Here is a 19,228-nt window from a genome sequence, read left to right as displayed (position 1 = left end):
TCTACAACCCACAACGCCGTCATGGTTCAACTGGCGACCTGTCCCCTGTAGAGTTTGAACGGCGCTACGCGCAACGAGGGTCTTGAGTGTCTACGGAACCCTGGGCGTATCACCCATTCCAAACGTGGCTATCGCATATCCACTGGAGAGTGGCAGGAGCGTCAGTGCATCAGGCGACCCGTGCCCTAGTCCAAACCTATGAGGGCGCCTAGCTAGCGATGTCAGCATCATTGCTGCGTCCGTTGTTACAAACGAACTTCCAAGTGGGGCTTCAAGTATGGTCCAACCGCGCAGGAAGAAGGTAGGCGCGACGGTGTCGGCTAGCGGAAGGGCGGTGAGAACTGCCTCGCTATGGGCTGTGATCACTTCAAATTGGTCTTCCTTCATGAAGTCCACAAGCCTGAGCGCCTCATCGAAGAGCTCAGCATCACTTTTTTCGAAGTTAGCCGGTTTAGCTCTCAGTGCTTTCATAGCCTGCTCGGGAGTGCTAAGCATGATTTGCGAAACGCGCTTGAGTAGTTGGCCATTGGCGCGCTGAATGCTTTGGATAAAATCCGGAGTTCGTACTGCCATAGCCGCAAAAAAATAAGACAGAGCTAGACGTGCTTCTTCCGATAGTGGCGACCCTTCTATGAGAGTTGGCAGGTGATTAGAAGCGTCGCCTTCAATAGCGGCTAGCGTCGCCCTCCAACTCAAAGCGCTTGCGCCCCTGATCATCAGTCAGCGTGTAAAGGTGTCCGGTTACCGCAGTATTATCGGGCGATTGTCTGCGCACCTCGCCTGTAGTGCGGTCGTATACCGACAACAATTGATCGTCCCTAGTGAAACCCTTCAAGTAAAAGCGGGGTAAGAAGTGCTGGCGCTTTGGCCCCGTCAACAATGGGGCAAGTAACGGTTCGATCAAGTAACGGTTCCAGATTCACTTCCTTCGTGATCAAAACCCCTACCCCCACGCCCTTTGCGGCCTCCCCGGCTAAGCCGGCGCCACCCTGATCGGCGACGGCCGCATGGCACTCATCCTGGACGTGGACGGATTGCGCTCCAGCGATCAGTGAGTTTGGGGAATCGGGAATCGGGAATCGTCAAGACGATCCTGGCTGCCTGATCTAACGATAGCGGCGGCGTACTGCGGCCGTTGTCGTTTCACTACCCACAGCGCTACCGATCTACGCCGCCAAGCGCGCAGGCATGGGCGCGATGGTTTGGCGACGGCCATGCTGCCGTGGAACTGAACCTGGAACCGTTACTCCCGCCGCGTGAGACAGGCCAGAACTAGCGTGACATGCACGGGTTCAACCAGCGACCTGTCACCTGTCGAGTTTGAACGGCGCTACGCGCAACGAGGGTCTTGAGTGTCTACGGAACCCTGGGCGTATCACTCCTTAAGTTGCTCTTGGCCACTCTAAGGAACCTCTGAACAACTCTTGGCGTTGCGAGCGAACTTGGGATTTCGCTTGATCACGACAATCTCCGTTGCTGAAAATCAATCACTTACGCGTGATGGCTCCAACCTCAGGCGTCGATCAGAAGTCTATCGAGGAGTTGTTCAGAGCTTCCCTAAGCGCTTCTCCGCCATAAAACTCCCGTGCGGAATTCTTGCATACGTCTTTGTAAAAAGCTTCAGCGTCCTCCACTGTGTAGCCAGCTCCGACAAAACACCCATGCGCAATTTCTCTGAGTGTGTGACGCTCGCTACTGGCGTTGTCGTAAACGGCGTTCAGGCATCCAACTATGGCAACAACGTCTTGCTTAGAAAGTCTATCTTCGCCACTTAATAGGCGCGCATGATTGATATACGCCGACACGTTGTATCCGGTAAACGAATCAGCCAAGCCGGAAGAATCCTCGAAACCGGAGCAATCATCACTCACTTTAAAATGAGAAATTGGTATATACTTCATCTCTCTTAATTTTTTAGACCTAAGATCGTTCATCGAGTCTTCGTCTTTTTTATAAATCGATTTGTGTATCGCCATGTTAAGCTCATGGAGAAGCGGCCCAGCGACGCTTGTATTACGCCGGGCAACTCCTTTTTCCATATCATTGCGATTAAATGGCCTAGTTTCACCAAGACGCTTATTTTCATGGGAGGAAGCTAAGCCTTTTTCCTCGAGAAATGGCATCAGTACCTTGTGAGCGTCACCCCAGGTTTTCGGGCTGCAGTACAATGGCCTAAGAATCAGCAGTGCCTGGCCGGCCCGGAACTGGGCTTCCGAGGTAAGTGATTCGGAATTTTCCAGCAGTGGCTGCAATCCGACGATGCATGCTTTGGGTGTCAACGCCCGGTCACTGGTGATTGCTTGGGCGTGATGTTTTTCGCCCTTCTCAATAAAAGGGTTGGAAATAGATCGCGATGCATAACCGTAGGAGCCGCTGTCGTGGTTTGGAACGCCTGAAAGCGAATATTTGTTTTTAACTTCAAAATCACCCTCCTTGGTTATATCGAAATCAACGGGAGTTTGAACGACTCCATACTTGGTGAGTAGGGCGGGCTTTATGCGCTCACCAAGAATGCATGATATATTCAGCGCAATAGAATCACGAGCTTCCTTAGTGTTGATTAATTCTTTCGTGTGAACCTTGGTAGCCGAGCGAAAATCCAACATCGTGACGAAAGAATTTTCTCCAACAAGCTTTGGCCATAATGAAGTGCGCGCCACCTCGTTTTCAGGGCATCCATGCGCATGATATTCGGCATAATTAGCCTCTGCCTTTTTCTCCGCTTCCTGCAGGCGAGCGTCACTGGTAAATCCTTGCTTACCATCATGCAGCGACGTTGTCGAAAGAAAGAATCGATTGGCGGTGTTGTCGTAGACATAAGCAGCACCGGCAGCTCCTGCAATATACTTCATGGCAGTCTTTGCAATACCTGCCAATCCTCGCGGATTGTTCCTGCTGGATGATGTGCGATTTGCATTCTTTGGAAAAGATGCCAGTCCTGAGAAGATTTCATTTGAACCATTCGCTCCACCTATCGTTTGGGCCGAAGTGGTGGCACTTTTGCTGGACTGATTCACTAGCAGTGACACAACGGGTTCCACATTTTTTTTAGCCACACGCATCACTAGCACCTCAATCTTTGAATTAATATGAATAGGAGTATCGGCGTGAATTAGTACAAGAATATAAATTTAGCCAAACATCTGGAAATTATCACTTATTACTTATCACTTAGTTGTACCCATATCTGGCAAGCCTCAACTGATTAAGGAGCGTGTCGGCAGGCAGCTTGCCGCCCGTGTAGGGTGCAGAAGTAGTTTGGCGCGGAACACTCCGATTCGCATCGCCTAACCGAAGGCATGTTTGGGACGACGAAGCATTGACGTGGGAGATTCCCGACCTTTCGCCAAACGGCTGATCAATTGCCTTTTTGCATTGCACGGGCTGCGATCCTGGCTGCCTGATCTAACGACAACGGCCGCGTACTGCGGCCGTTGTCGTTTCACTACCAGCATCGCTGCCGATCTACGCCGCTACGCGCGCGGGCATGGTCACGATGGTTTGGCGAAGGCCATGCTGCCGTGGAACTTAACCTGGAACCGTTATCCCGTGGAAGTGAACCTGGAACCGTTATTTCCTCGTAAAGAAATCACTCATCCAGCGGCCGTCTTCGACGATGTTGCGCTCACGCGCAAACCCCATCTGTTCAAGCTGCTGGGTAAAGCGATCAAAGTCCAGGCGACAAATTTCGGTCATCGGAGGCGATGCACCGGCCACATTGCGATCGAAGCGGAATTCGAACCATCTGCCATCAAGCTTGGTTTCATCGACTCCAAATCCATAACTCCAATCCTTAGTGAGCGGGCCGAAGGCCCGATATCTGCGCTCGTCGCCTTTCACGAACTGAACCGCCTGCCCCATCGTGGAATTCAGACGCTCGGGAGTGAAGTCGGAGATGTTCTGGCTGCCCTTGATCAACAAAAGCAGCTGACCAAGCAAGCTTTCCGCACTGGGCTTGATTAGGCGGCAAAGTGGTAGGGCTGGATGAATTCATGGCAGATGTCTCCGTGACGGTTGCCGCGGCTGGGGTGGCCGCTATGTGGGCGCATGCGCCCAGGGCAAAGGTGGCGAGCAAGGCGTAGAGGGACGCGCGATCATGAAGCGTCCGGAGTGCGCTGGTGTGGCTGCGACGCTAGTGGCATCCGGCACCGAGGTCAATCGCAGGGGTCTGGCAGCCGCACCATCATCGCCGCACGCTGCGCGGCTTGGCCGGCACCTCCACCGGCGGCAACACCTCCATCAACAACTGGCTTCGCTCGCGGTGATGCGCAGCTTGGTGCCGATGGCGAACCTACGCCGCTACGCGCGCAGGCATGGGCGCGATGGTTTGGCGACGGTCAGGCTGCCGTGGAAGTGAACCTGGAACCGTTATTTGGACCTCGTTATCTCGTTGCGAAACACTCAGCGCGTCATCGACGGACCAGCCTGGCTGACGGCTTGCTGGGACTGCTCCAGCGCCTGCTGCTGTTCGCGCACCTGGGCCTGAGTCTGGTTGATTGCCTGCAGGCGATCGAACGACTGGGACTCTGGTGTCTGCACGGCGTCCATGGTCGACATATGGGCACGCTGGTGAGCCGGGTCGTTGAGGGCGCCCTGCACGACGAAGACCTTCTCGCCGCCCGCCAGCTGAGCCGTTGGGTTGTTGAGCACCACATGGTCCACCCGCGACAACCCCTCCTCTTTAGCTAGCGCAAGCAGGCTGGCGGTCATGCGCTCACTCGATGCATCCCACTGCCTGCCATGTGCGCTATCGAGCTTTTGCACCCCGTCTCTGATCTGCTGGTATAGCGGGTGATCCGCATGGCCTGGATCTGACGGAAGACGCTGAGCTGAGGTCCCCTGCGATTGGGATTCACGTGCACGGAGCTCCTGCTCCAGCTCTTGTGCAGAAATCGGCGAGACATGCAGATGAGTGTTCTTGCTGTGCTGAAACAGGCCCGGCGTCGGTGGCTGGGTGCTGCTATCCAGGTAAGGCATCGGGCGAGTATTGCTGCCCAGATCAATACCATTGCGCTCGAGTATTTCTTCTTTCAAGCCCAGACGTCGCATATCCAGAATCATCGGCGGTTCCGGCTCTCCGGGCTTTTGCTTGTTGTAATGGCGCTCGTAGATGGCAGCTGTTCCGACTACCCACGGGCCATAGTGATTGGCGTAGTCGGACTGACCCGTATAGCCGATGCGAGTGCTCTTGGCGTCCTTGTCGAAGAAGTTTGCACCCATTGCCTCGACGTTGGCAGGAGTGACGGGCATCGTCATATCTGCGTTCAAGGTAAGGTTGGACTTGAGCGCGTAATTGAATTGCGGCATTCCGCCGGTTCGATCAATGAAGTCGTGCATACGGCCGGGTGCTTCCCGAAAGATATCTTCCAGGGAGGCATCCGGCTTCGCTTGCTTTACCCTGCTGACGGTTGCATTCCAGCCTGCAATTTCTGCGCTTGCTTCATCTACATGGTTGCTTGATAAAACCTTGTCCGCTGCGTCCGAATAATCGTGCGTGGTCTTGGCTATCTGCACCGCCGCGGTTTCGAACGCCTTACGGGAAGCAGCTGCGGTTGGGCTGTACATGGCGTGCTGTAGTTCATGCCCCAGCACAAACGTCATGTCACCGGAATCAAGCAACTTTCCGCCAGGCCCATTGGAAAGCCTGGACAGCGGTAGCCGGATGGAATGCTCACCTGGCGTGAACGTTCCGCCTGCATTCGGATCAGTCAGCGGCTTTAGACTGAGTACGCGTTGCTTGGCAACCGCATCATTGAATTGGTCAAGCAGAACCGGCGATGCGGCAAGCATACCCTGTAGATTGGTGACATGTTCGGGGGTGACGCCTGGCTGGCGCCCGAAGTCATCAACAATGGCTTGTGCCTGTGGACTCAATGGCATGACCGTTCCTTGGATTAACGAATGTAGACCCATTCAACGCAGTGGTGCTCCACCCGGTCCTGCGGTGCATCGGCCTCGCCTCGTGGAAACACTTCCACGCGCATGCCTGGGCGGCTGAAGAAGTCACTCATCCATCGCCCGTCTTCCACCATGTTCCGTTGACGTACAAACCCGATGTTTTCCAGCTTCTTCGTAAACGTCTCGAAATCGATCCCGCAGATCTCCGTCATTGACGGGGAAGCGCCCGCTTGCGCTGGAATAAAAGTGAACTCGAACCAACGCCCCGCAGTAGGCGTCTGGTCCATGCCAAAGCTGTAACCCCACTCACTGGTAAGCGGAGCACTGGCGCCATAACGCTTGGGATCAGCTGCCGCATGCGTCACCGGAACCCCCATCTTAGACTGCAGGTAGTCAGGTGTCAGATCGTCCAGTCCATCAATAGCTTGAATCAATGCAAGCATGCGGGTGAGCGCATCCTCTGCCGTTCGTATCGGCCCACTGGGTTCACCGCCAGCGGGAGTGACTTTGGATTCGGCTGAGGAACTCATGGCAGATGTCTCCGTGACGGTTGCCGGGGCTGGGGTGGCCGCCGTGTGGGCGCATGCGCCCAGAGCGAGGGTGGCGAGCAAGGCGTAGAGGGGGCGCGCGATCATGAAGCGTCCTTAGTGCGCTGATGTCGCTGCGACGCTAGTGGCATGCGGCACTGAGGTCAATCGCAGGTCTCTGTCACCCGCACCATCATCGCCGCACGCTGCGCGCCTTGGCCGGCACCTCCACCGGCGGCAACACCTCCATCAGCAGTTGCCCTTCGCTGGCGGTGATGCGCAGCTTGGTGCCGATGGCAAAGCCCAGTTGTTCCAGCCATAGGCCGCTGAGGCGGACGTGGGGCACGTGCTGGTCGCCGGCGTGGTCGTGGGCGCCGGGGTAATGGGTGTAGCTGACGGTGCATTGGCGCGGGCGGCGGGCGCGGCGGGGTGCGCGTAGCGTGCCGGGGCCTTGCGGGGAGGAATCCGGGTCGGGCGGCAGCATCGGCGGCAGCTTGGTGCGGTCGGGTTCCACAACGACCCACTGCACCCGCTTGGACGGGGCGGGGCGCGCACGCGTGCGGATAGGCCGTGCGCTGGCAGATGCCGTAGGTGGGCGGCGGCGTGTCATAGCGCCTCCGGGTGATGGCGGGTGATGGTTGCAGCGACGTACTGCTGCAATGGCACAGCCCTGCGTGCCGACAGGCGGCGCGAGGTGTGCGGCAATACACCGAGCTGGCGACTCAGCGGATGCGCAGTATGGTCTCTCGCCTGCTCAATAGCTGTGCTTGCGTCGAGCCGGCGCAGCACACCGCCCATATCCCACGGCAGGCGGTAAGCGGAAGCTGGCAACAGATCAACCGGCACAGATGCCGGAATGCATGGTGCGGTAGACATGGCAACGCCCTCCTGGAACAACACAAGAACCGCCGCCAACGGCGACGGGATGTCGGGAGGTTCGAAACCGCTAGTAGCCGGCGGGCGTATTCCCCTTGCGGGTGTTGTATTAGCCGCCCTCCCGACACAGGCATTGCGTCGGCTTGTACCTGCGGGATGCAGGCACAAAAAACCCACCGGTTTGACGGAGGTGGGTACCGCTACTAGAGGAGTTTCGACGCTCCTTGGGACTAGATTGCAAGTACACGGTCTGGCGTGTCAACACACGCTGGCGGGTCTCGGGCGGCTGTGTGCGCCGCTGGCGCAGTTCCATACGGGCCACGCAAGCCGAGCACCGTCGCCTGATAAGTGCACCTGACCCTATTGGCCGGCAGCTCTTAAGGCCTCCTCAGTGTTGCTGGGCATTGCATCAAGTTGATGCGACATGCTGATAGCAACACATGCCAGTCATGGTTTAAGTTGCGCCCAAGGCTTGATTCATTCAAGCCACCGCCTTTAGATTGAATACGTCCACGATTCATATGAGGACTAAATAAGTTAAGCCGCCCCGCGAAGCGGCATCGGTTTGGACGAATTGTTATCGCTCACTCTCAGGACCCCGACTGCTGAACGCTTCCGACCCAAACATTTCAACGTCCGCTTTCACTGCTTCAAAGAAGTCAGTGCCTACGATACGGCCTGCGTTGGCCCGGAACGCTCGCTCAATTCTCTCTGCCTGTCTTGGAGAGATGCCCTGCATTGATTCTCGCACTCGTGTTGCCTTGCCCATTAGATAGGTTCCGAAAGGCGCGGGCAAAGTGTAGTGCCGCGGCTCAACCGTGCCTTCGTTTGCGTTTACACGACCACCGACCCATCGCGCCTGATTAGGCTCGTTTATGAAGCCGATGATGACGAACCTGCCAATCTTACTGTAGGTAAAGAGTGTTCTCTCGCCATGGCAGAGATCTATATCGATGGCGCGCATCAAATAACGATTGATATTTGGAGGTAGATCTGTGCGGTTGCTCTCGATTCGATCGAGGGGGAGGATAAACTGCCGGTATTCGCTTGGGTGGGGAATTTCTTCGAGTAAGTACTGTCGCCACGTTCGCTCAGCGCTTTCAACCCAATTGCGCTCGCTCGCCGTGAAGTTATGTTCTTCAAGGTGATCTAGTTGAATGAGCAGGTTTCGCCACGACACTGATACGCAAAAGCGCAGTAGCCACGGACCGTAGCGAAAACGCTCGCCTGAACGCGCAAGATAAGGATGAAACAAACCGGTTGCGAATGCGGCCTCAGAGCGACCAAGTCGGCCCTCGCATTCCAAACAGAGCCAGTGCCTTTGCGGGCCGTCTTGAACACGGCGGTTCGGGGCTTCAGTGCTCCGCATATGGCTGTTGCCCGATGATTCCCGTAGCCATCGAAATACGAACGCGGGGACCACGTGGCTGAGCTGCAGTTCGGATTCTCGCTGGCAGAGACGGCAAATACCGATTGGCATGACGTGAGCGCTAAAGCCTGAGTTAAGCCGCGCCGCGAAACGGCGTCAGCTTGAGTTAATTGTTAGGTGCGTGTGCGACGACGCACCACGATCTGTTGCGTAATGCGACGATTAATCTTGCGCTTCCATTCGAGCTGCCTAGGCGAGAGATTTCTTTTTAGGCGAGTTGATACTAGGAAGTCGTACTCAGATTCGTAGATGAAGCCAAGCTTCAATCCGTGGCGAATCACGTCAAGGTTTGCATTAGCATGAGGATCGTTTGCTATTCGCTTGAGCCCGTCAAACAGCGTTCCTGTAGAGATACCGAGGAACCGATTGATGCAGACGTTACCAACGTAAGTTGATTCGCCTGTGATGCGATTTGTGATGTAGCAGTGCTCTTTGATCTCTTGCCCACAAGGGCAGCGATCGAAGTCTTCAGTGATCTCAACGCCAACTAGATCCCACTCAGTACGAGCCACATCGAATCTATCCGACTGCGAAAGCGGAAGGATATGCGCTTTTAGCCTTTCGAGGTTGTGCTCCAATGCTGCCTCCGAACGTACCTAACTCCTGATTTAAGCCGAACCGCGAAGCGGCGTCGGCTTGAACGAATTGTTAGCCTTCAGCACACGCCTACCGGGCAGATGCGCGTAAGGAGTCCGATAAGCACCGCAAGGGCAAGCGATGCGATAGACACGAAGCCGTACGCCCGGCGTGAACCGCGGCTTCCCTCACTACCAAAATCTGGCATGGCCAGCAAAAAGGTGAAAGAAACACTCACCATAGCTGCATAGATTACAACGCGAAACGAGGACTCAAATAGCAACAAAGCTAACGTGGGAATTAGGAAGAATATCGGCTGGAACGGACTTTCCGCGCTGCCACCTGTTGTTGCGACGAGAAGTGTAGTGATGCCTATATTGATCAAGAACACAAGAAGAGTGGCGTGCTTATCCGGTATGCCAGAGAAGCTCGTGTTCTGAAACAGCCCAACCCAGAAGCTCGAAAGAGAGTGGGTAAACACCAAGGTAGTGACCGACACCAGCAAAAGTATGAGGATCAGCCATGTGTACTGCGCTCGTACCGGCTCGCCCCGCAGGCGGCCATGTCTTGGCAAATGAGCGTGAAGGATGCTGGCCGCCACGAACATGATGACTGCTAGTAGCACTTGCGATAGCAGAGCGCCGGTGATGATCGTTGCCGGGTTCACGCGCCTCTCCCCATGAAGGCTAACACCTGAGTTAAGCCGCGCCGCGAAGCGGTATCGGCTTGGACGAAACAACGATTCCGAAATAACGGTTCCAGGTCCACTCCTTTCAGCAAGGCCCAACTAGATCGCCGCATCGCTCGACGGTTTGGCCGCGGTGCGGCTAGCCTCGGCGTGGCCAGCAACAGGGACAGGGCAAGCGTTCGCAGCAGGGAAAACGTCATGCGATGAGATCCTGTGGTGCACGACCAAAATAATGGTTCCAGAATAACGGTTCCAGGTTCACTTCTTTACCATCGCGCCCATACCGCCACGCGGCAGGCATGGGCGCGACACGCTGGGATCTAGAACTTGTAGGTCAGCCCCAGGTACGCCAGACGCCCTGCGTAGCCGCCGGTGTAGAAGCGGGCGCGGGTGTCCTCGCCCAGGTGCGAGCGGGACTCCTGCTTGGTCAGGTTCAGCACCGAGGCGGTGAGGCTGAGCGCGGGGGTGATGTTGTAGGCCGCGTTGACATCGATCTGGTAGTACGGCTCCTCAAAGACGTTCAACCCGTTGACCAGGCCCTGCACCAGCTCGCCGCGACGGTTGTACGAGGCGCGCAGCAGCAGGCTGTCGGTCTCGTAGAACACGGTGAGGTTGGTCTGGTTTTTGGCGCTGCCCGGCATGGCGGTCTTGCCGGCCTCGGTGCCGTCCTCCAGCCGCACCGCCGCCTTGCTGGCATCGTTGTAGGTGTAGTTGAACTGCACACCGAGGCCAAATGGCAGCGTGTGCTGCGCGTAGAGCTCCACGCCCTGCGAGACCGCGTCCTGGCCGCCGGCCTGGGTGCTGTAGTTCTGCACGGTGACCGGTTGCCCGTCGACCATCATGTTCACGTCGCTGATCACGTCGACCGCAAAGTTCTCCACGTTCTTGCGGAACAGTCCCACACCTGCCACCGAGCCCGGGTGGAAATACCATTCCAGCCCCAGGTCGAACTGGTTGGCCTTGTACGGCTCCAGGTTCTTGTTGCTGCCCGAGCCGTACCAGCCCTGCTCGCTGGCACCGCCGGTCAGGCGCCGGTCGGCCACGTACTCGGGGCTGTAGAACTCCAGGCTGCCAGGCGCGGCGATGTCGTTGTAGCTGGGGCGTGCGATCACTTTCGAGGCCGCCGCGCGCAGCAGCAGGTTCTCGGTCAGGTCGTAGGCCAGGTTGAAACTCGGCAGCACGTCGGTGTAGTTGCGGTCCAGCCCGCTGACCACGAACGACTCGGTGCGTTGCACGCTGTCGGACAAACGCCAATAGCCTTCGGTCCCGCAATAGGTGTCGGCCGGCGCGCCGCCGGGCGTGGCGGCGCCCTGCTGGCAGGCCAGCGGATTGCCGTCGGCGCCGTCGAAGAAATAGTCGTTGTAGGCGGTCACCTTGTCGGTGGAATCGGCACGCTGCCCGGTGCGCGCCACCCGCACGCCGACGTTGCCCCGCAACCGCTCGGTGTGGAAGTTGAGCTGCAGGTAGGTGGAATAGATCTCCTCGTCGACGTTGTAGACGAAGTTGTTTTCGCTGCGGGTCTGCATCGCGCCGTAGGTTTGGTTCAAGTAGCCGATGTAGCCAGGAAAGTTGATCGCCGGGAACGCGCTGGCGTTGACGCCACCGGCCAGGTTGTCCTGCGCGAACAGCAGGCCCGGGGAGAACTGCGTGGCGATGGCATTGCAGCGCCCGTTCCAGTAGCGGTTGTCGTAGTCGCTCGGGTCGGTGCCTGGGCACACCCAGTAGTTGTTGCCGGTATTGCGGTGGATGCCGCCGTCGCGACGCTTGAGGCCGAACTGCAGCGAGTCGACGACCTCGCCGTCGAAATGCCAGGTGGTATCGATCTGCGCGTACTGCTGCTGGTTGGTGTTGCGGGTCCAGGACGAACCGGTCGAGCCCAGGTCGACCTGCAGGATGCCATCGCGCAGGTTCTGCATCAGCTCCGGCGAGAAGGTCATGCTTGGGGTGCCGGTCAGGTCCCAGGCGCTGACGAAGTTGCCGTTGGTCCAGCTGCCGTCAGCGTTCTGCAGGCGCGGCTTGATCGGCAGGGAAAACTGCAGCTCCGGCCCGCCCTTGGCCCAGGTGCGGCCGGCCTTGAACGCCACGTCGACCTGCTCGCCACGCCATTCGCCGCCCAGGTCCACCGTCTGCGACTGCGATTTTTCGATGTTGTAGCTGCCGGTGATCTGCGGCGTCGGCACCGTGCAGTCGTCCGAGCCCCAGCCGCCCGGCGGCAGGCCGGCCGCGGCGGCCTGCGCCTCGCTGCAATAGTAGGTCTTGCCCGGACGCAGGCTGTAGGCGGCGCCAGTGACGATCGTGCCGCTGGGATCGAACCGCAGCCGGTCGAGCAGGCGCCCGCCACGCCAGTTGCCGTCGCCGAAGTAGCGCGCAATGTTCCACTCGGGAATCTTGATGGTATTGGTCTGCGAGTCCTGCGACAGGTCGAAGCGGAAGTAGTTGGCGGTCAGGGTCAGGTCGTCGGTGGGCTTGAACTGCAAGGTCAGTTGCCCGCCCTTGCGCTCGCGCTCCTCGCGTTTGGCCTCCAGGCTGACCGCCGTCGGCATCATGAAACCGGTGTAGTAATTGCCGTCCTGGTTCCAGAAACCGGTGCCGCCCCACCAGTTGGCGTTGAAGTCCGACCGATTTCCGTTGACGTCGACCGCCGGGCCGCCTTCGTCGCGGCCGTACCACTGCCAACTCTCGGTACTGGCATCGAGCGTGCGCGCGGTGCGCTTCTGCTGCGTGTAGCCAACGAAGACACCGAAGCGGTTGTCCTTGTCGTGCCACGAGTAGGAGCCGGAGAACTGGCCGTCGGTCTTCTTGCTGGTATCCGACCAGGTGCCCTCGGCGGAGACGAAGCCGGAATGTGGCTCCAGTTCCAGCGGGCGCCGCGTCTGCAGGATCACCGTGCCGCCGATGCCGCCTTCGTCGATGCGCGCTTCCGGGGTCTTGTACAGCTCCGCGCTGCCGAGCAGGTTGGACGGCAGCAGCGTGTAGTTGAACGAGCGCGTCGGGTCGCCGTTGGACTCGGCGGTGGCGATGTAGTTGCCGTTCAATTCGGTCAGCACCAGCTCCGAGGACAGGCCCCGCACGCTGACGTTCTTGCCTTCGCCGCCGTCGCGGCTGATGACCACGCCGGGCACGCGCTGCAGCGCATCGGCCACGTTCTTGTCGGGGAACTTGCCCACGTCCTCGGCGGTGATCACATCGACCACGGCGTTGGCGTTGCGCTTTTGCTCCAGGCTCTTCTCGATCGCGTAGCGGTAGCCGGTCACCGTCACCGCGTCCAGGTCCGTGGCCTGCACCGCGGCCTGGTCCGTGGGCGCCGGCGTGCCGTCGGCCTGCTGGGCGGCGGCGGAGGTAGAGGCGGCGCTCGCGAACAAGGCGATGGCGATACCGGCGTACAGCGTGCTGCGGTTGCGTGCGAATGGCGTGCAGTTCATTTCGATCGTGCTCTCCCAATGGTGATCGGCCTCGGCGGCTTTGTATCGATCCAACTATCGGACCAGAACGCCGCGCGACGTAACGCAAAAATATCCGGCACCGTTGCGGCGCTCGGCTTCCCTTACCTTCTCTCCCTCCTGCGCGGATGCGATTAGATCGTTCTAATGCAGTGGAAAGCTAAGTAGCACAGCCCATGCGCCAGCGCATTCTGCCGCGCAGCAGGCCAGCGGCTTGCAAGCGTCACCACGAGCGGTCGGGCTCGCCACGCTTGCGCGCGGCACGGTACAGGCTGGCGGCAGCAGCAGCTCGATGGCCGCCCGCAAAACGCCCTCGCCCGCAACCGGGCGCAAGCGGTTTACCGAAGCGCTTGCACACTCCCCGTTATTTGCAACCGAGCTCAGCGAGAGAACCGCAGCAACCGCGTGGTGATTGGCGACTCCGAGTCGCAGCACCCAACTGACAGCTGTGCACGCGTTTTGTCGGCTGCCCCAAGGACCGCCGGCACCCTACGCCGTTACGCGCGGCTGCATGTTGGTTTCGATTTCGCTGTGGGCGGGCAAGGTTTTCAGGTCGTCGGTCGCCTGCGCGCCAGCCACGATGCAGCGTCGCCACCGAAGTGGCGCGCGAGAGCGGTATCGGCAGTGATCGCGCGCGCGCCGTGCACGATGCTGTGGACGCGCGTGGTACGTCAGACGCAATACATGATGTGCAACGTAATGGCGCGAGGGATCCGCATCCACTCCCTAACGTCACCAAACCAAAGACTCCTCGAAATCACACCAACAACGTGCCGAGGCACCAGCGTGGCCGGGAATTGGCGGAGAGCGGCACACGGATGTGCCGCGACGGCGCGTCAGACAGGATGTCTGCCGCGCCGAAGAGCCGATTCCCGGGCGCGGTGGTGCCGCCCACCGAAGCCGCAATTAACAGTCCGCGCCTGGACGTACCCTCACCCCCAACCCCTCTCCCGGCGGGAGAGGGGCTTTAGTTCCGCGCCGGACTCAGGACTCCTCGAAATCACATTAGTAACGTGCCCAGGCAGCAGCGTGGCCGAAGATCGGCGGAGAGCGGCACGGGAATGTGCTGCAACGGCGAGTCGGACAGGATGTCTGTCGAGCCGAGGAACCGGTCCGCGGCCGCGCTCCCGCTCTCGGCGCAGTCGACAATTCGCAGACCCATTCCCCAGAACGACAACTTTCTGGCGCGCCAACCGGGCGCACCTATCAAGTCCGCCGGGCCTGGGCCGATACCGCATGCATGGACAGACTCAGCGTAATCGGACTGGTGCTGGCGATCGTGGCGATCGTAGGCGGCAGCGTGTTGAAAGGTGCCGGCATTTCGTCGCTGTGGTCGCCGGCTGCCTTCGTGATCGTCATCGTCGGCACGGTGGCCGCGATCCTGCTGCACACCTCGCCGGCGGTTTTCCGGCGCGCGTTCAAGATCCTGCGCTGGGTGATCCAGCCGCCGGCCAGCGATCGCCCGCAACTGGTGGCGCGTATCGTCGAGTGGAGCAATATCGCCCGTCGCCAAGGCCTGCTGGGCCTGGAAGACCAATTGCCGCGTCAGGACGATGCCTTCCTGCGCAAAGGTCTGCAGATGCTGGTCGATGGCGTGGAACCGGAAGCCATGCGCAACATGCTCGAGATCGAAGTGGACAACCAGGAGCGCCAGGATCTTGCCGCGGCCAAGGTATTCGAGGGCATGGGCATCTATGCGCCCACGCTGGGCATCATCGGCGCGGTGCTGGGCCTGATGGCGGTGATGAAGAACCTGGCCGATCCGGCCATGCTCGGGCACGGCATCGCGGCGGCATTCACCGCCACCATCTACGGTATCGCCTCGGCTAACCTGCTGTTCCTGCCGGTTGCTGCCAAGCTCAAGAGCGTGATCCATTGCAGCACCAACGAGCGCGAAATGGCGATCGAAGGCCTGATCGCGATCGCCCAGGGCGAGAACCCGCGCAACATCGAATCGAAATTGGCAGGCTACTTGCATTAGCTCGTTATGGCCCGTCGTCGCAAACACCACGAAGAACATGGCAACCACGAAGCGTGGGCGATTCCGTATGCCGATCTGATGACGCTGCTGCTGGCGTTCTTCGTGGTGATGTACGCCATCTCTTCGCTCAACGAAGGCAAATACAAGGTCATGGCGCAGGCGCTGACCAGCGCCTTCGGTGGCTCGTCGAACAAGGCCAGCCCGGTGCAGCTGGGCAAGACCCAGAGCCTGGGCGCCGATTACGACCGCCCATCCGTGATCAAGGCCGGGGCGCCGATGGCGGCCTCCAATGGCCCGACCGACCCTACCCTGCTGCCGTCGATGGCCGCGCAGATGCGCATGCCGGTGTCGCTGCGCAACCAGGCGCAACTGGCGCGCGCACAGCGGCAGATGGATGCAGTGGAGCAGCAGCTGAGCAAGACGCTGGCCCCGCTGATCGACAAGCAACTCATCACCATCCGCCGCAACGATCTGTGGATCGAGGTGGAGATCAACAGCGACATCCTGTTCGGCACCGGCTCGGCCACCCTGGCCGGCCGCGCCCGCGGGACGTTGTCCACGCTGGCCTCGGTGCTGCGCGAGGCGCCCAATGGCGTGCGCGTGGAGGGTTATACCGATAACCAGCCGATCGCCACCGCGCAATTTCCCTCCAACTGGGAGCTGTCGGCGGCGCGTGCGGCCAGCGTGGTGCACCTGTTCGCCGACGACGGCATCGCCCCGCAACGATTGGCGATGGTGGGCTATGGAGAATTCCGCGCACGTGCCGATAACAGCACTGAGGCGGGACGGAATGCGAACCGGCGTGTGGTGTTGATCATCCTCGCTGACTCGGCTGGCTCACTCGCACCCGATCCGCCATCGCAATTAAATGCGACCGCCGCCGGGGCGCCCAAGCTTCCCAAGTCTGACGGCGGCCAAACGGCCGTCACCACCGAAAGCGGCACAAGTTCCGTCCCCGCCGTAATTCAAGGAGTGCAGTGACATGCGTATCTGGGCAATCGCCAACCAAAAGGGCGGCGTCGGCAAGACCACCACGACGCTGGCATTGGGTCGCGGCCTGGCCGCGCTCGGCCACCGCGTCTTGTTGATCGACCTCGATCCGCACTCCTCGCTCACCCGCGCCTTCGGCGTGGCGATCGACCCGCCGCCGCGCGGGGTGCTGGACCTGTTCGGCACCCCGCCGAGCGACCTGGCCAGCCTGGCGCATGAAAGCAGCATCCCAGGCCTGTCGTACGTATGCGCGCAAGCCGCATTGGCCACGCTGGAACGTCGCAGCGCCAACCAGCCCGGCCTGGGCCTGGCGCTGCAGAACGCCATGACCCGGCATGCCGGCCAGCACGATTACATCCTGCTGGACTGCCCGCCGACCCTGGGCCTGCTGATGATCAACGCTCTGGCCGCCTGCGACCGTGTCGTAGTGCCGACCCAGGCCGAGCCGCTTGCCCTGCATGGCCTGGCCAGCATGGTGCGCACCGCCGACATGGTGCAGCGTTCGCGTCGCCGCGAGCTGCCGGTGTCGATCCTGCCCACGCTGTTCGACCGCCGCACCCGCGCCGGCACCGAAACGCTGAAGGAAATGCAGGCCACCTACGGCCCGGTCGTCTGGGAAGACGCGGTGCCGGTGGATACCCGAATCTGCAACGCCGCCGCCCTGACCGTGCCTGCCGTTGGCGGCGACTATCAGGGCCGCGGTCTGTCCGCGTATCGCCGCGCGCTGGAATGGGTGCTGGCCGATGACGCGATGCGTATGGAGCAAGCCGCATGAGCAACTCCACCGCCAACGGTGAATTGGACGATTATCTGGAAGGCCTGCTGCACGATGCGGGCGTGGAGATCGTCGCCCCGCCCGCGGCCACCGCAGCGACTGTCGATACGCCGCCAATTGCGGATGCCGATCTCGCGCTGGCCGAGCCGCCGGTCCAGACGGCCGCACTTCCCGAAGCCGCCACCGTCTCCGAGGCTGCCACCTCCAACGCGATTGCCGCGGTGCGTAGCGCCGATGCGATCGCCGCCGATTTCCTAGCAGAAATGGACGCCGACCCGGCATTCGCCCCCCCGGTCAAGGCCGCGCCCAGCGCTGCCGACATCGCCGCCGACTTTCTGGCAGAAATGGATGCCGACCCTGCATTCGCTCCGCCGGTCAAGGCCGCACCCAGCGCCGCCGACATCGCCGCCGACTTTCTGGCAGAAATGGATGCCGACCCGGCATTCGCTCCGCCGGTCAAGGCCGCACCCAGCGCTGCCGACATCGCCGCCGACTTTCTGGCAGAAATGGATGCCGACCCGGCGTTCGCTCCGCCGGTCAACGCCGCGCCCAGCGCTGCCGACATCGCCGCCGACTTTCTGGCCGAAATGGATGCCGACCCGGCGTTCGGAGCCGCACCCACCGCAGTGGACCTGATCACCGCAGATCTGCTGGCAGAAATGGATGCCGACCCCGCCTTCGGGCTGGAGGCTGCACCGGTCGCGGCGCCCGCACCAGCCCCGGTCCTCGCGCCCACCCTGCCCCCGCGTGCAGCACCCGCGCCGGCACGCGCTCCGGCACCGACCGGGCTGCAGGCACTGCTGGCGCCTGGCCAGGCCGACAAGATTCACGCCGAACGCCGCGCCAGCGAACGCAGCACCCGCTGGCTGCGTCTGCGCTGCGGCGAACAGACCTATGCGCTGGAATTGCTCAAGGTGCAGGAAGTGGTGTTGCCGGTGCCGCTGCTGCCGCTGCGCGGCACGCCCAGCGCCATGCTCGGCATCATGAACCTGCGCGGCCAGGTGGTCCCGGTGATCGATCTGGGCATCCACCTGGGCTCCTCGCCGGTGGACATGGATCTGCAGACCCGCGTGGTGGTCCTGGAAGAAAACGGCGAAACCATGGGCCTGCGCGTGTCGGCCGTGGAAGACGTCACCAGCCTCACCGATCAGCAGATCGAGCCGCCGGACAACGCGCGCCTGTGCCGCATCTACAACAACCTGTTCCGCGGTGTCGCACGTCTGGGCCATCAGCCGATGATCCTGCTCGATGCCACCCATCTGCTGCATTGATGCGCGCCTAGCTTGCCCGCACCTGCACGCACGACGATTCACCGTTAAAGCTTTTCCGCCCCCCGCCGTTAGTACGCATAGAACCATCCGTTCGGAGCAACAATGAGCACAGTGACATTGGGTGAGGATCTCGGCATCGAGACCAGCGCCGACCTCAAGCAAAAGCTTGCCGGATTCCTCACCCAGGACGGCGACCTGGTGCTTGACGCCGGTGAAGTCCGGCGCATCCACACCGCCAGCGTGCAGTTGCTCTGCGCCTTTGTGCAAAGCCGCCGCCAGGCCGGCCTGCACACCGAATTCGATGGCTGCAACGACACTTTTAGGGATGCAGCGCGTCTGCTCGGCGTCACCGACGCGCTCGGACTCCCGGCATCCAATGACAACCTGAAATCTGTGGAGAACGCCGCATGAGCGCACGTATCTTGGTGGTGGACGATTCGGCGTCGATGCGCCAGATGGTCTCTTTCGCCCTCACCTCTGCCGGCTTTGCCGTCGAAGAAGCCGAAGACGGCGCCGTTGCGCTGGGCCGCGCGAAGGGCCAGCGCTTCAATGCGGTGGTCACCGACGTGAACATGCCCAACATGGACGGCATCTCGCTGATCCGCGAGTTGCGCCAGCTGCCGGACTACAAGTTCACCCCCATGCTCATGCTCACCACCGAGTCGGCGGCCGACAAGAAATCCGAAGGCAAGGCCGCCGGCGCCACCGGTTGGCTGGTCAAGCCGTTCAATCCAGAACAGCTGATCGCCACCGTCCAGAAAGTTCTCGGTTAAACCC

At 60.4% G+C, this 19,228-nt stretch carries 17 protein-coding genes; 7 read left to right on the top strand and 10 right to left on the bottom strand.

Going from position 1 to position 19,228, the window contains the following annotated elements; genetic code table 11:
- Positions 1-90: 90 nt before the first annotated feature.
- Together EO156_RS04255 and xopAG are read right to left on the bottom strand one after the other, a co-directional pair.
- On the bottom strand, positions 91-717 hold the full coding sequence (locus EO156_RS04255; protein WP_080671026.1) for a DUF4238 domain-containing protein: 627 nt from the start codon (positions 715-717) through the stop codon (positions 91-93).
- Positions 718-1,523: 806 nt separating this feature from the next.
- A complete protein-coding gene (xopAG, locus tag EO156_RS04245) occupies positions 1,524-3,062 on the bottom strand; it encodes a XopAG/AvrGf1 family type III secretion system effector (RefSeq protein WP_197687824.1) in 1,539 nt (512 codons plus the stop codon).
- A gap of 262 nt (positions 3,063-3,324) precedes the next feature.
- On the opposite strand from xopAG, the gene EO156_RS23880 reads away from it, so the two are divergent.
- On the top strand, positions 3,325-3,963 hold the full coding sequence (locus EO156_RS23880; protein WP_161632294.1) for a hypothetical protein: 639 nt from the start codon (positions 3,325-3,327) through the stop codon (positions 3,961-3,963).
- 438 nt (positions 3,964-4,401) lie between these two features.
- Here EO156_RS23880 and EO156_RS04235 read toward each other — a convergent pair whose 3' ends face one another.
- From EO156_RS04235 to EO156_RS04195, 8 genes are all read right to left on the bottom strand, one after another.
- Positions 4,402-5,880: an XVIPCD domain-containing protein gene (locus EO156_RS04235; protein WP_026007263.1), complete on the bottom strand. Its 1,479-nt coding sequence runs from the start codon at positions 5,878-5,880 to the stop codon at positions 4,402-4,404.
- 14 nt (positions 5,881-5,894) lie between these two features.
- On the bottom strand, positions 5,895-6,428 hold the full coding sequence (locus EO156_RS04230; protein WP_230577936.1) for a hypothetical protein: 534 nt from the start codon (positions 6,426-6,428) through the stop codon (positions 5,895-5,897).
- A gap of 190 nt (positions 6,429-6,618) precedes the next feature.
- Positions 6,619-7,035: a SymE family type I addiction module toxin gene (locus tag EO156_RS04225; RefSeq protein ID WP_029828947.1), complete on the bottom strand. Its 417-nt coding sequence runs from the start codon at positions 7,033-7,035 to the stop codon at positions 6,619-6,621.
- On the bottom strand, positions 7,032-7,256 hold the full coding sequence (locus EO156_RS24300) for a hypothetical protein (RefSeq protein ID WP_241239502.1): 225 nt from the start codon (positions 7,254-7,256) through the stop codon (positions 7,032-7,034). Before EO156_RS24300 ends, EO156_RS04225 begins: the two co-directional genes overlap by 4 nt.
- A 622-nt stretch (positions 7,257-7,878) precedes the next feature.
- Positions 7,879-8,781 (bottom strand): hypothetical protein, encoded by a 903-nt coding sequence (locus tag EO156_RS04210; protein ID WP_124944752.1) that lies wholly within the window; start codon positions 8,779-8,781, stop codon positions 7,879-7,881.
- Positions 8,782-8,843: 62 nt separating this feature from the next.
- On the bottom strand, positions 8,844-9,308 hold the full coding sequence (locus tag EO156_RS04205; RefSeq protein WP_076056962.1) for a hypothetical protein: 465 nt from the start codon (positions 9,306-9,308) through the stop codon (positions 8,844-8,846).
- Positions 9,309-9,385: 77 nt separating this feature from the next.
- A complete protein-coding gene (locus EO156_RS04200; RefSeq protein ID WP_016850743.1) occupies positions 9,386-9,973 on the bottom strand; it encodes a hypothetical protein in 588 nt (195 codons plus the stop codon).
- Positions 9,974-10,314: 341 nt separating this feature from the next.
- Positions 10,315-13,470: a TonB-dependent receptor gene (locus EO156_RS04195; RefSeq protein WP_029828944.1), complete on the bottom strand. Its 3,156-nt coding sequence runs from the start codon at positions 13,468-13,470 to the stop codon at positions 10,315-10,317.
- A 1,204-nt stretch (positions 13,471-14,674) separates the two neighbouring features.
- Between EO156_RS04195 and EO156_RS04185 the strand changes: the two genes are divergently transcribed.
- The 6 genes from EO156_RS04185 to EO156_RS04160 all read left to right on the top strand — a co-directional run bounded on the left by EO156_RS04185 (position 14,675) and on the right by EO156_RS04160 (position 19,224).
- On the top strand, positions 14,675-15,415 hold the full coding sequence (locus tag EO156_RS04185) for a flagellar motor protein (RefSeq protein ID WP_005914940.1): 741 nt from the start codon (positions 14,675-14,677) through the stop codon (positions 15,413-15,415).
- A gap of 6 nt (positions 15,416-15,421) precedes the next feature.
- A complete protein-coding gene (gene motD / locus EO156_RS04180; RefSeq protein WP_005931860.1) occupies positions 15,422-16,396 on the top strand; it encodes a flagellar motor protein MotD in 975 nt (324 codons plus the stop codon).
- 1 nt (position 16,397) lies between these two features.
- Complete coding sequence (locus EO156_RS04175; RefSeq protein WP_003489696.1) at positions 16,398-17,180, top strand: ParA family protein; 783 nt, start codon at positions 16,398-16,400, stop codon at positions 17,178-17,180.
- Entirely contained in the window at positions 17,177-18,451 is a 1,275-nt protein-coding gene (locus EO156_RS04170; protein ID WP_029828941.1) for a chemotaxis protein CheW, read from the top strand. Before EO156_RS04175 ends, EO156_RS04170 begins: the two co-directional genes overlap by 4 nt.
- Positions 18,452-18,553: 102 nt before the next feature.
- Positions 18,554-18,862 (top strand): STAS domain-containing protein, encoded by a 309-nt coding sequence (locus EO156_RS04165; RefSeq protein WP_003489692.1) that lies wholly within the window; start codon positions 18,554-18,556, stop codon positions 18,860-18,862.
- A complete protein-coding gene (locus EO156_RS04160; RefSeq protein WP_002806565.1) occupies positions 18,859-19,224 on the top strand; it encodes a response regulator in 366 nt (121 codons plus the stop codon). The genes EO156_RS04165 and EO156_RS04160 overlap by 4 nt, the downstream gene beginning before the upstream one ends.
- Positions 19,225-19,228 lie beyond the last annotated feature (4 nt).

The sequence above is a fragment of the Xanthomonas sp. DAR33341 genome (assembly GCF_003992815.1).
Classification (GTDB): Bacteria; Pseudomonadota; Gammaproteobacteria; order Xanthomonadales; family Xanthomonadaceae; genus Xanthomonas; species Xanthomonas cissicola.
Note: the sequence above shows the minus strand (reverse complement) of the source record. Positions and strands in the feature narration are given on the sequence as shown.